14 protein-coding genes are annotated in these 12,690 nt (G+C 55.8%); 1 reads left to right on the forward strand and 13 read right to left on the reverse strand.

Features of this window, described 5'->3' with window-relative positions; translation table 11 throughout:
* Positions 1–447: 447 nt before the first annotated feature.
* From hemN to BSP75_RS00995, 4 genes are all read right to left on the reverse strand, one after another.
* Positions 448–1,821 (reverse strand): oxygen-independent coproporphyrinogen III oxidase, encoded by a 1,374-nt coding sequence (hemN, locus tag BSP75_RS00975; protein ID WP_075111915.1) that lies wholly within the window; start codon positions 1,819–1,821, stop codon positions 448–450.
* 31 nt (positions 1,822–1,852) lie between these two features.
* Positions 1,853–2,293, reverse strand: a complete 441-nt coding sequence (locus tag BSP75_RS00980; protein ID WP_075111916.1) for a DUF2489 domain-containing protein — start codon at positions 2,291–2,293, stop codon at positions 1,853–1,855.
* Positions 2,294–2,304: 11 nt separating this feature from the next.
* A complete protein-coding gene (gene yihI, locus BSP75_RS00985) occupies positions 2,305–2,892 on the reverse strand; it encodes a Der GTPase-activating protein YihI (protein WP_075111917.1) in 588 nt (195 codons plus the stop codon).
* Positions 2,893–3,730: 838 nt separating this feature from the next.
* Positions 3,731–4,348, reverse strand: a complete 618-nt coding sequence (locus BSP75_RS00995) for a c-type cytochrome (protein ID WP_075111919.1) — start codon at positions 4,346–4,348, stop codon at positions 3,731–3,733.
* A gap of 142 nt (positions 4,349–4,490) precedes the next feature.
* On the opposite strand from BSP75_RS00995, the gene yihA reads away from it, so the two are divergent.
* Positions 4,491–5,147: a ribosome biogenesis GTP-binding protein YihA/YsxC gene (gene yihA, locus BSP75_RS01000; RefSeq protein WP_042657324.1), complete on the forward strand. Its 657-nt coding sequence runs from the start codon at positions 4,491–4,493 to the stop codon at positions 5,145–5,147.
* Positions 5,148–5,923: 776 nt separating this feature from the next.
* Here yihA and BSP75_RS01005 read toward each other — a convergent pair.
* The 9 genes from BSP75_RS01005 to BSP75_RS01045 form a co-directional block, all read right to left on the reverse strand.
* Entirely contained in the window at positions 5,924–6,184 is a 261-nt protein-coding gene (locus tag BSP75_RS01005) for a DUF1488 domain-containing protein (protein WP_075111920.1), read from the reverse strand.
* Positions 6,181–7,002, reverse strand: a complete 822-nt coding sequence (aroE, locus tag BSP75_RS01010) for a shikimate dehydrogenase (protein ID WP_075111921.1) — start codon at positions 7,000–7,002, stop codon at positions 6,181–6,183. Before aroE ends, BSP75_RS01005 begins: the two co-directional genes overlap by 4 nt.
* A 103-nt stretch (positions 7,003–7,105) precedes the next feature.
* Positions 7,106–8,014 (reverse strand): oxygen-dependent coproporphyrinogen oxidase, encoded by a 909-nt coding sequence (gene hemF, locus BSP75_RS01015; RefSeq protein WP_075111922.1) that lies wholly within the window; start codon positions 8,012–8,014, stop codon positions 7,106–7,108.
* Between the two features lie 105 nt (positions 8,015–8,119).
* Entirely contained in the window at positions 8,120–8,680 is a 561-nt protein-coding gene (locus BSP75_RS01020; RefSeq protein WP_075111923.1) for a Sua5/YciO/YrdC/YwlC family protein, read from the reverse strand.
* A gap of 134 nt (positions 8,681–8,814) precedes the next feature.
* Entirely contained in the window at positions 8,815–9,318 is a 504-nt protein-coding gene (gene purE, locus BSP75_RS01025; protein WP_075111924.1) for a 5-(carboxyamino)imidazole ribonucleotide mutase, read from the reverse strand.
* Between the two features lie 74 nt (positions 9,319–9,392).
* A complete protein-coding gene (locus BSP75_RS01030) occupies positions 9,393–9,950 on the reverse strand; it encodes a type I DNA topoisomerase (protein ID WP_075111925.1) in 558 nt (185 codons plus the stop codon).
* A 55-nt stretch (positions 9,951–10,005) separates the two neighbouring features.
* A complete protein-coding gene (locus tag BSP75_RS01035; protein ID WP_042062407.1) occupies positions 10,006–10,479 on the reverse strand; it encodes a DUF494 family protein in 474 nt (157 codons plus the stop codon).
* Complete coding sequence (gene dprA, locus BSP75_RS01040) at positions 10,472–11,587, reverse strand: DNA-processing protein DprA (RefSeq protein ID WP_075111926.1); 1,116 nt, start codon at positions 11,585–11,587, stop codon at positions 10,472–10,474. Before dprA ends, BSP75_RS01035 begins: the two co-directional genes overlap by 8 nt.
* Before the next feature lies 1 nt (position 11,588).
* The gene (locus tag BSP75_RS01045; protein WP_075111927.1) at positions 11,589–12,680 is read right to left on the reverse strand and encodes a LysM peptidoglycan-binding domain-containing protein; all 1,092 of its coding nucleotides are present in this window, start codon (positions 12,678–12,680) and stop codon (positions 11,589–11,591) included.
* Positions 12,681–12,690: the final 10 nt, after the last annotated feature.

Consider the following 12,690-nt stretch of genomic DNA (forward strand, 5'->3'; position numbering starts at 1 on the left):
TAGCCGGTAAGAAAATCCTTATAGTTACTCATGCACGGAGGCAATGAAGTCGGTCAGGAAGACTGGCTGCCAGGGTTGGGCAAATGGACTCACCACAGGATGTGGTAAAGGACACCTCCCAGGACGGAGAAAGTGCGACGGGACAGGATGACTCGTCAGGCCAAGATGGCTAAAGGACACCCCAAAGGATTGGGAAGGGGAAACCTAAAGGAAGAGGTAAACAGTCAGGGATTGCAGGGAGCAACTTCGTTCAAGGATATGAGCGATACGACTACCGGGGGCGACGCAAGTCGCCCCCATCTTTTTATCTGCGTTTCACCGTCCCCTTGCTTACCTCAGTCCACCACCTTCTTGTCAGACCCTTCCCGACCAGCTGCTTAAGCAAAAATACAAATGAGAAGGGCGCCACGATGGCGCCCTTCTCGGTTTTCTGATCGGCAAACAAGCTTATATCACGCGAGAGAACTGCTGCTGGCGCGCCTTGTTGCGTAGGTACACGTCGAAGCACATGCAGATATTGCGGATCAGCAGCTGCCCCGTGGAGGAGACCTCCAGGCCATCCTCAGTCATTCGCACCAGCCCATCGTTGATGAAGGTCTGCAGCAGCTTGAGATCGTCGGCAAAATACTCTCTGAAAATGAGTCCGTGCGCCTGCTCGACAGCGGCAAAGTTCAGGCGAAAATCACAGATGAGTCGCTTGATCACCTCACGACGGATCAGATCATCCTGATTGAGCGAGCAGCCTTTCCACTGGGCATGCCCCAGCTCTGCAACCTGTGCGTAATAGGCCTTGAGCTCTTTCTGATTCTGGGAATAGGCATCACCGATCATGCTGATGGAAGAGACCCCCAGTCCCAGCAGATCGCAATCACCCTGGGTGGTATAACCCTGGAAGTTGCGGTGCAGCTTGCCCTCGCGTTGTGCGACCGCCAGCTCGTCATCGGGTTTGGCAAAATGGTCCATGCCGATGAACTGGTAACCCTGACCGGTGAGGAAGGCGATGGTATCCTGCAACATGGCCAGCTTCTCCTGCGGAGCTGGCATATCCACCTCTTTCAACTTGCGCTGGGCGGCAAAGCGACTCGGCAGATGGGCATAGTTGAAGATGGAGAGGCGCGCCGGATCGGTCTTGAGCACCTCTTCCAGCGTATGGTGGAAGCTGGCACGATCCTGATGCGGCAGGCCATAGATCAGGTCGAGGTTGGTCGAGCGGAAGCCAAGTTCACGGGCCCGTTCCAACATGGCTTTAATAAAGTCGTTGTCCTGCTCGCGGTTGACCGCAACCTGCACATCCTTGTTGAAATCCTGCACCCCAAGGCTGATGCGGTTGAAGCCGACGTCTCGCAGCACGTCCAGCATGGTAATGGCGATTTCGCGCGGATCGACCTCGATGCTGAACTCCCCCTCTTCAGCGAAATGGAAGTGCTCACGCAACATGGCCATCAGGCGGCGCGTTTGCGCTTCATCCAGATAGGTGGGTGTACCGCCGCCCCAGTGCAGCTGGGTGACCAGACGATGCTTGAAGAGCGGGGCCTGCGCCTTGATCTCCTGCTCCAGGTAGTCGAGGTACTCGTCAGCCTTGTGCTGGTGGCGGGTAATGACCTTGTTGCAGCCGCAGTAGTAGCAGAGCTTGTGACAGAAAGGGATATGCACGTAGAGCGACAGATTGCGCTCGGGATACTGGCCGGCAGCGCGGACAAAATCCGGATAACCGAAGCTCTCGTTGAACTCCAGCGCAGTGGGATAAGAGGTGTATCGCGGGCCACTGTAGTTATATTTTTCGATCAGAGCCTGATCCCACACAATCTGTTCTGCTTGCACGCTCGCTTCCTCTCTTGTTGTTATTGTTGGCTCACCGACCTAACTGAAAATCCTTCAGTTGGGCCACATCCTTGAGGATCTGAGCTTCCAGCTCGGCCTCGTAGCCGCTGCGTTCGAGATCCATCTTCATCACTTCATTGCGTTTAAGTGCGCGTCTGGCCTCATGAGTCGGCATATCTTTCACCTTCTCATACAGCCCGTACAGACCAGGGAACTCGGCAGCGAACGCCCGCCCCCCCTTGATCTGCAACGCATCCAGCAGATTGGTCAGCCGAATGGCGCCTTCGGAGTAATCGCACTGCCCCTCCTGCACTGCATGGGCAATGACCCGCACGCTCTCCAGAATTCGCTCATTGCGAGCAGTTATCGCCTGCCACTGCATCGTTTGCTGTCGCCTCAGTCTGGCCAGCAGCATGCCTGCATAGATGGCCAACCCTGACAAAATCAGGCCGCCCAACAGGGCGGCCAGCATCCATCCACTCATCACTTTTTCTTCGGCTCAGGCTTGGGTTCCGGCTTGAAATCGACCTGGTTGAAACGATCCCACAACTCCTCTTCGGAGGCCGGCTTTTGCTCGTCGAACTCGGCGTCATCGCCATCATCAAACGGCAGCTCGTCATCTTCATCATCGTCGTTATCGATGATGCCCAGCTCATCCATCAGCTCCTGATAACGGTCGACGCGCTGATCAACCCAGGCCTGCTCGGCCGCTTCCAGGATTTCACCGGCATCAAGACGATCCAGCAGATCATTCAAGCGGTCATCATTCTCGATGGAGGCCAGCTCCTGCTCGGGCGTCATCACCAGCTTCTTCTCTTTCACTGCCTTGGGTGCTGCTGGCTTATTCTGTTTGTCATCCACCACCAGTACCACCGGCTTGCGGGAACCGATACGCGGATCTTTGGACTGGCTGTTGCCAGACTTGTTGTTCGATTGTTCAACTTGCTGACGAGAACCAGCCTTCAGGCCCTTGCGCTTGGCAGCCCGTTTACGCTCACGACCTTCCTGAGCACTGACATCAGATTCTTTGCGCTTGCCAGTAGGCTTGCGAGTGGGTTGTTTGGCAGACATGAATGGCTAACTCCGAAAAATAACTGGATTGACCCGTACCCGGGATGATCTCACCCGGTGGGATACGATGCGAGGAACAGTAAGGCTGGAACAAGAGCAGGATCCGGCACCAATCCGGCCTAATCAGGCCACTGAACACCGCAGGATCGGTATCCTCTGGGCATGTTGCTGGTATTTTGACACAGAATGGCTAATCGGGTTAATGACCCAAAAGAAAAAAGGCAGCCGAAGCTGCCTTGATATGTTCATGCGGGCGCCATCCTGAATGGCAAAACAATCTGTTTCGTCCTCTCCGTGACAACTTGTCGCCGCAGCATATCGTTGTGTGGTCATCCTGACCTTGTATTGGTCGTTCCTGAATGTGCGTGTGCCTGTTTGACCCGTCGCGACCGCATCCTGCCATCGTGCCGGGGAGTCTGCATCCCGCAACCCCATCCCGCTCCGGGGATGGTCACCATCCTGATCCTTCACATCCCTTGCCAGCTCATGCGAGCCCATGGCATCCCGCCACGCCAGCCATCCTCTGCTCACAACATCCTGTTGTGAAACCGCCACCCAATCCGTGGGTGAATCCATTGAGCCTACTGTATCAACTCTATAAAACGGCTCAATCCACCCAAAAGATTCTCAACATCTCGAAAAATATCAATATTCACATAATCAATTGATAAGTAATGAATATTTAATATTTTATGCAATTTTATGAGCCTTGGCCTGCCTTGAGAATGGGAGATCTCTTACAGAACGGGGGGATTAAACCGAGAATTATCTGAAAACCATAAAAACAACGGGGAGCAAAGGCTCCCCGTTTCAAATCGAATCGACCGTATCGACTATATCAGTGCAGACCCGCCACATATTTGGAAAGGGCTTCGATATCCTGATCAGTCAGTTTCTTGGCAACGTCCCGCATCATGCCATTCGGATCGTTGTCACGTGTCCCGGCACGGAATGCGGTGAGCTGAGCCTTGATATAGGCAGGATGCTGGCCGGACAGGCTTGGATACTTCGCCTGTTCGACACCCGAGCCACGGGGACCATGGCAAGCCGTACAAGCTGCCAGACCGCGACTCATGTCACCACCCATATAGAGTGCCTTGCCCGCTTCGACCACATCGTCAGGGACCGCGATCGGGCTAACCTTCAGGCCGGAGAAGTAAGCCGCCAGGTCATCCATGTCCTGTTCCGACAAAGGTAACGCCATCGGCCCCATCACTGGCGCAACCCGGCCAATTTGACCAGAAGCGGCAGCCTTCAGTTCAACTAACTGCTTTTTGATATATGATGCGTGCTGACCAGCAATTTTGGGGTACATATCAACCAGGCTGTTTCCGTCCGGTCCATGACAAGCCGCACAAACGGCAGCCTTGGTCTGTCCCGCAGCGGCATCGCCCTTGGCTTGTGCCATCCCCGTTACGCCAACCATCAGAGCAAGAGTAATGACTAGGTTCTTCATGGCGTTCCAACTTTTCGTTATTAGGCTTCCAGATCCCATGCCGCTGAAGGCATGTTAAAATAAACGCGTTTAAGCGACGCTATTTTACACCATTTTACAAAAAAGTAACTCTATAACCCTCTATCTCCATGGGGAATTTACGTTGGATACACAAACTCTGAATTTCAATAAGGTGCATTTTGTGACCAGCGCACCCGACATCCGTCACCTGCCAAATGATGGGGGTGTCGAGATCGCGTTTGCCGGCCGTTCCAACGCCGGTAAGTCATCTGCATTGAACACCTTAACCAAACACAAGAACCTGGCGCGTACCAGTAAGACACCCGGTCGTACCCAGCTGATCAACCTGTTTGAGCTGGAACCGGGCAAGCGCCTGGTCGACTTGCCGGGTTATGGTTATGCGCAAGTTCCGCTGGAAATGAAGCTCAAGTGGCAAAAGTCACTGGCGGAGTATCTGCAGCGCCGTGAGTCATTGAAAGGCCTGGTGATCCTGATGGACATCCGCCACCCGCTCAAAGATACCGACATGAATATGCTGGAGTGGAGCTCACACCGTCAGTTGCCCGTCATGCTGTTGCTGACCAAGGCTGACAAACTGAGCCCGGGTCCGCGCAACAACCAGGTGATCAAGGTGCGCCAGGCCGTTGCCAACCTTGGTTCCCAGATCCAGGTTGAAGCGTTCTCCTCCCTCACCAACATCGGCGTGGAGAAGCTGGCGCAAACCCTGACCGAATGGTACGTCAGTGGTGACGATACCGACCTGCTGGACGCTGACGAACAGCAACCTGTCGAGGAGTAATCCACTCCTCGCTTTCCTTGCAATTGGCGGAGCACTCCTCCGCTGATTGAAAGGGTTTCAGATTGCCGCTTTCACCTGCCTCACGACAAACACCCCGCATTCGCCTCCCCAGTTATATCCATTATCGCTTACAGTTCATATAGATAGATCGTTAATTCATGATGGGAATTAACTTAAGGAGGCGTTGATAGCGTTTTCAAATCTGTTCTTTCAAAACGAACAAGAATTACAGAAAGAGACCAAAATGAAATTTAATTACAAGATCTAACCGAGAGGGATAAAAATGAGGCCGGACGACAGTGATGCCATCCAGCCTGAAATAATAAGTTCAAAAAATTGGGAAGAAGCTGAATCTTGAGTACCAGACGACAGGTATTCCTCAAGAAGCAGTCTCATTCTATCAAATGCATCGCCAATTTAAAGCATTTACTCTAAATAGCGCGCATAAAAAAACACCCCGACGAGAACCTCATCGGGGCAGCTATTCAGCCACATTCAATTACGTGAAATAAAAGGTCTGAAAGATAGAACATCTTACCTCTGTACCCTACGCAGACAACTGTACAGCAAAGCAGCAAAAAGTGAAAGTAATTTATGTAATTTAGTTTCACAACTTACAGATTAAGAAAAAATCTTTTATTTTCATGCAGATAAAAAAATCCCCAGTACGAATACCGGGGAGTTATAAAGGTGACTAGCTAGCACTTCCTCAACTATCTAGTTAGTCAGCGCTATTTCCAAGTAGTTCCGCTACAAAACAAAAAAACTTTGAAAAATCAGAGATAGATAGCGCCATCCTCAGCAAACTCTTGTTCTTCAATGAGTTTTTCAGCCAGATCTTCAATATCAAAACGCACGCTTTCGAAGGCTCTGACGATGTCATCCTCCCTCGTCAGCACCAGACCGGTCATTTTCTCCAGTCGCCGCTGGCTGATGTAACAATCTATCAGCGCCCCCATCTGCTGGGCGGGAAAGCGCACCCGCTGTTCGCCAGCCTGCCACTCCATCAGATCGGGAAACAGAATACCCTGGTTCATATCACCCCCAAGTTACGCTTCAACTCTCTCAATACCTGTTTAGTCCCGGGACGAATTCCGCGCCACACGGTAAACGCTTCGGCGGCCTGTTCCACCAGCATGCCGAGTCCATCCATGGTTTGGCGGGCTCCCTGCTGTTTGGCCCAACTAATAAACGCCGTATCCGATGAGCCATACATCATGTCGTAGATGGCAATATCGGTGTGGATCAGGGCGGGAGCCAACGGCGGCAGCTCCCCTTGCAGGCTGGCGGAGGTAGAGTTGATGACGAGATCGAATGGTCCTGCCAGCTGCTCATAGGTCTGGGCGGTCACGGGCCCCAGATCGTGGAATTCAGCAGCCAGCTGCTGCGCTTTGGTGTGCGTGCGGTTGGCGATCACCAGCTCGCTCGGCAGCTCGGCCAGCAGCGGCGCCAATGCTCCGCGAGCCGCCCCGCCGGCACCCAGCAGCAGGATCCGGCTATCCGCCAGCGTCACACCGTGGGACTTGAGATCGGCAACCAGACCGGCGCCATCGGTGTTATCCCCCAGCAGCACGCCATCATCGGTCAGCTTGATGGTATTGACCGCGCCCGCCCGCTTGGCCCTCAGGCTCAACCGATCGACCAGAGTGAATGCCTGCTCCTTGAAGGGGACGGTGACATTGCACCCCTTGCCCCCTTGGGCAAAGAAGTCCCGCAGGGTTTGGGCAAACTCGTCGACGGCGGGTTCAGCCAGCCCATACTCCAGCTCTTGCTGGGTCTGTCTGGCAAACAGGGTATGAATGAAGGGGGACTTGCTGTGGCGCACCGGGTGGCCAAAAACCAGATAACGATCCATCAAAGAGTTCCATCAGAGGGCAATATTCCGATTTAACGGGTTTTCGCACTCGGGAACAAGCCGAATATCGGCCAGTAAAAAGGGGCCATCATGGCCCCTCGAGTCACAGCCACTCTCGCGGCGTGAGGTAATCGGTGTAGAGCAAGGCTTCAGGAGTGCCCGCTTCCGGCTGCCAGTCATACTCCCAACGTGCCAGCGGTGGCATCGACATCAGGATCGACTCGGTACGTCCACCAGTCTGCAACCCGAACAGGGTGCCCCGGTCATACACCAGATTGAACTCCACATAACGACCGCGACGATAGAGCTGGAACTCCCGCTCCCGCTCGCCATAGGGCAATGCCTTGCGTCGTTCGATGATCGGCAGGTAGGCATCGAGATAACCCCGACCGACCGCCTGCATAAAGGCGAAGCAGTCGGCAAAAGGCCAGCGATTCAGATCGTCGAAGAAGAGACCGCCCACCCCCCTTGTCTCATTGCGATGCTTGAGGAAGAAGTAGCGATCGCACCAGGATTTGAACTCGGGGTAGATCTCATCACCGAACGGCTGGCAGAGATCACGGGAGACCTGATGCCAGTGCTGGACATCCTCGGCGAATGGATAGAATGGCGTCAAATCGAAGCCACCGCCAAACCACCAAATGGGCTCTTCGCCTTCCTTCTCGGCAATGAAGAAACGGACGTTGGCGTGGCTGGTCGGCACATAGGGGTTGTGCGGATGGATCACCAGCGACACTCCCATCGCCTCGAACTTGCGACCGGCCAGTTCGGGCCGATGGGCCGTCGCAGAGGCAGGCATGGCATCGCCATAGACATGGGAGAAGTTGACCCCGCCCTGCTCGATCACCGCGCCGTGGCGCAGCACGCGGGTGCGTCCGCCGCCACCGCCTTCACGGTTCCAGGCATCTTCCACAAAGTGTCCACTGCCATCGGCCTGCTCCAGACCACGGCAGATCTCGTCCTGCAACTGCAACAGGAAGGCCTTGACCTGGGCCACATCCGGTTTGCTCATCTTGTCTCCAGTCAGGCAGGATCGTGAACGCCCTGTCCATTTTTATAGTTAAATCAATCCGGTGAGCTCACCGGATTGATGGCAAATCATGACATATCCGCCCGCTCAGGAGGGGCGAATAATGGCGCCGGTACGGGCGTCCTTGATCTCGGATGGGTTGGCTTGACCACCCACTTCACCGGGCAGGATATAGGCCAGCTTGCTGGCCAGCCGCTCACCAATATCGGCCACCCGACGGGCAGGCTCCTCACCGGTCAGGTTGGCGCTGGTAGAGACCAGAGGCTTGCCAAAGGCGCGGCACAAGGCCTGCACCTGAGGATGAGCCGTCACGCGCACCGCCAGCGTATCGAACTGCCCGGTCAGCCAGGCCGGCGTCGTCGCACGGGCAGGCATGATCCAGGTAAAGGGGCCGGGCCAGCTGGCTTCAACCCGAGCCAGTTGTTCACCGCTAAGTTGGCTCAGATCGATGTAATCCTGCAATTGCGCCACGTCGGCGGCAATCAGGATCAGCCCCTTCTCCACCGGACGCTGCTTGATGGCCAGCAGTCGCAGCACCGCAACTTCAGAGTCGGGATCACAACCCAGACCAAACACGGCCTCGGTCGCATAAGCAATCACCCCTTCCTGCTGGAGGGCGGCGACTGCCTGTTCAAATTCATTTGGCATAGGAAAAATGCGGCAGCCAGGCTTCCGCCTCGTCACTTAGTAGCAAGTTGAATTCGTATGGCGGCGATCATGGCAAAGTGACATGCTGCTGTAGCACAAGAAAATACGACACTTCCGGATCGCCACCCGTTCACTTACTTGAGTTGAGCCTGCAGGGCGGCATCCTTGGCCATCACCTCTTCGGCATTCTTCTGGCGTTCGGCCCGAACCTTGGCCGCCAGTTCATCATCGGCTACTGCCAGCATCTGGGCTGCCAGATAACCCGCGTTCTTGGCACCGGCCTTGCCGATCGCCACGGTCGCTACCGGTACGCCGCCCGGCATCTGCACGGTAGAGAGCAGCGCATCCAGCCCTTTCAGCGGGCCACCATCGATGGGCACCCCGATCACAGGGCGCGTGGTGATACCTGCAACTGCCCCTGCCAGATGGGCAGCCAGACCGGCAGCACAGATAAATACCTTACAGCCACGGGCCTCGGCATCGGTCACATACTGGTGGGTCGCAGCCGGGGTCCGGTGGGCTGAAGTCACTTTGACTTCCACTGTGATATCAAACGACTTGAGCACTTCAAGGGTGGCTTGCATCACGGGGAAATCAGAGTCAGAGCCCATCAGTACGGCAACAAATGGTTTCTTCATGGTGGGAATTTCCTTACTCCAAGTGGGGGGTTGAAGTTCGCCGAAAACGTTTTAGTTCCGTTATGGCGGCGCGATTATACCCGCTCACTTTGATGGCCGCATTTCTTTTGCGGGCAGACCCAGCGCAGCGTTCCCCTCACTTTTTTCTCGATCATGATGCCCCAGCCACACGCGGGACAAGGCATGGGGATCGGCTTGTCGTTCACCACATATTTGCAATGGGGATAGCCATCACAGGAGTAAAACTGCTTGCCGTAGCGGGAGGTACGGCTCACCAGATGACCCTTGCCGCACTCGGGGCAGAGGATCTGGGTATCGTCGCTCTCCTGCAGGGATTCGATATGCTGACAGGCCGGATACTGGGTGCAGCCGACAAACAGACCGTAACGCCCCTTTTTGATCGCCAGCGGCTGTCCGCAATCGGGACAGGCAGAGCCTTCGAGCACCTTTTCGATGTCGCGACCGGATGGCGTCAGGGAACGAATGTAATCACAGGCAGGGTAAGCAGAGCAGCCGAGAAAGGGACCATGTTTGCCCTGGCGGATCACCAGCTCGGCCCCGCACTGCGGGCACGGCTCGCGCTCGAAGGCATGTTCGTGGGCTGAAAAGAGGTGATGATCGATTTTTGACATGGGCCGCGCCTTGAAATCCAGATGGCCTGAATTCTACCAGCGCGGCACCGGACTGTCAGTGGATGACGCCGTCTGACTCATCAAACACCAGCTCTTCCATCTGCTGGTAAGCATTTTCACTGCCCGGTACGTTGAACAGCACCATCATGACGACCCACTTCAGGTCATCCAGCTCGATATCCGGCTTGTCCAGCTCGAGCAGGCGCTCGATACAGATCTCGCGGGTTTCGGCATTCAGCACCTGGGCCTGTTCCAGAAAGAGCAGGAAGCCGCGGCACTCGGTGCTGAGGCGTGCCAGCTCTTGCGGGGCATAGATACGCATCGAGCCTTGCGCGCTGGCGGTGACATAGACCTCCCGCTCGCTATCGTGCAGATTGGCCAGCCGCTCCAGCCAATCGAGCGCCTTGTCGATTTCGGCTTTATCGAAACCGGCCCGGCTCAGCTCGTCGGTGAGCTCATCCTGCTCGACCATCACATCTGCATCGCTGTGGATGTAGGTCTCGAAAAGGTACATCAATACATCAAACATGATTCGCCCTCCTCGCTCTGACGTATCCACCGGCTACCGCCATCACTGCACCGGCCAGCTCCAGCTCTACCAACCTGCCCAATACCACTTCGACAGGAAGCTGGGCCCGCTCGGCAACGGTATCCACGCTCGTGGTCTCATAATCTACGTTATCCAACAAATCGGCATAAGGCAATTCGCTATTATGCGGTTGCTCAGATGATGTAACCGACGGATGTGGCCGTGTGACCCACTCTGGCAGCTCTTCCACTATATCGGCCGCACTCAGCACAAGTTTGGCTCCCTGCTGAATTAATCTGTTGCACCCTATCGCCTGGGCATTTTGCGGGGCGCCAGGAACCGCGAACACTTCACGCCCCTGCTCCAGCGCATAGCGGGCGGTGATCAGCGAACCGCTCTGCTCGGTCGCCTCCACCACCAGGGTTCCCAGCGACAGACCACTGATAATACGGTTGCGACGCGGAAAATGTTCAGCTAACGGCCCTTTGTCAGGCGCCAGCTCGGAGATAAGCAAACCACCATTCTCCAGAATCTGGCCAGCCAGCCCCTGATGACGTTTGGGATAGAGGCTATCAAGACCCGAGCCCAGCACTGCGAGGGTGATACCGCCAGCAGCCAGTGCCTGCTGATGGCAAATACCATCGATACCTAGCGCAAGGCCCGAGGTAATGGCCAACCCGCACCCAACCAACTCGCTACAGAGGCGGGACGCATTATCCTTGCCTGCGTAGGTGGGATGGCGCGTCCCCACCATCGCCAGCTGAGGCAAGGACAAGGCGGCGAGATCGCCGCGACAGTAGAGCAACAAGGGGGCAGCGGGGATCTCCCGCAGCAAAGAGGGGTAAACAGGGTGATCTTGCGGAATAAGGACGTTGCCAGGCAAAGCGGCCCAAGCCAGGCTCTGCTCGACAAGCGGCGAGGGCCAACGCAGTTGCTTGATCTGCTCTGACGATAGCCCCATGCCATGCAGTTGCGCTTCATCGCACTGGAACAGGGCATCAATGCTTCCCCCAACCAGCTCCAGCAGGCGGGTTGCGGTCACCGGACCGATACCGGTAACCGCATCAAGGGTTAACCAGAGCGCCAGACGCTCGTCGGGGTAGCTCACGTCAGAAGTGAGTGACCTGATAACCCGAACTCACCATGTCGTTACTCTGCATGATGAGGCCGTAACTCACCTTGTCATACACCTTGAACAACATGACGCGGGCAATCGCTTCGGAAGGCAGTGGTGCCTTCTTGTTGCTGCTGTAAAACACCTTGTTGTAGACCGACGAGAACTCCTTGTACTGCACATCGCCATTTTTGGTCACCAAGGCAGCACCGGGCCGCCTGACATCCAGCACATCCCCGGCGACCAGTTGATCACGACCACCCCGATTGATCAGCACCACATCAAACTTGCCACCGCCCCGGGTCTTGTTCGGCAAGTCGATGATATAACCCGGCGTGATAGCGGGTGCCGCCTTCGGCGTGAAGACGGCAGGCATGTTCTCCTGAGCGGGCAGCGGCATCACCTTGTCGCCCTGCAGCACTTCGCGCTGGTTATGAGTCAGCGTCACTTCGGTCCGGTCACCATCAAGACGCGCCACAGCCCGTACCACACCGGCAAAGATCGCCTCCTGGCCAAGTTGTTCACCGGTTTCACGATCCTTGTAGACCACCCCCGGGTGATAGATGCCATACATCTGGCCAGGCGTCAGGGAGCCCTGTACATAAAGAGTGTCTCCCTCCAGCATGCCGATATGTTTCTGGTCCGAGCCCAGCAGATAAGGCAGGGTTTTCTGCTGCTGGCTGTCTGCCAGAATATGGTCGGTTTGCAAGAAGGGGCCGATCTCGCTGATGGGCAGGGTCGGAATGGGGTTGGCCTTGTTCTCGTAACGGGTTTTCGGACCGAGACGGATAACTTGCTTGCCCCCCTGCATCGCCTTGCCGAGCCGGGGTTCACCATTGACCCAGCTCAGGTGCAGCACATCACCGGGGTAGATCCAGTGAGGATTGGCAATCTGCGGGTTGATGTTCCAGAGCCGGGGCCACAGCCAGGGCTCGGAGAGATACTTGCCGGAGATATCCCACAGGGTGTCGCCTTTTTGCACCACATAGCTTTCGGGATAGCCCGCTTTTAGCCTCAGCTGGTCGGCCAGAGCGGAGTGGCTCACGGTCACCAGCAGGCAGGCGAGGATGGTTTGCTTCAGATACATAACACTCCCT

The organism is Aeromonas sp. YN13HZO-058 (assembly GCF_001921245.1).
GTDB lineage: Bacteria > Pseudomonadota > Gammaproteobacteria > Enterobacterales > Aeromonadaceae > Aeromonas > Aeromonas allosaccharophila.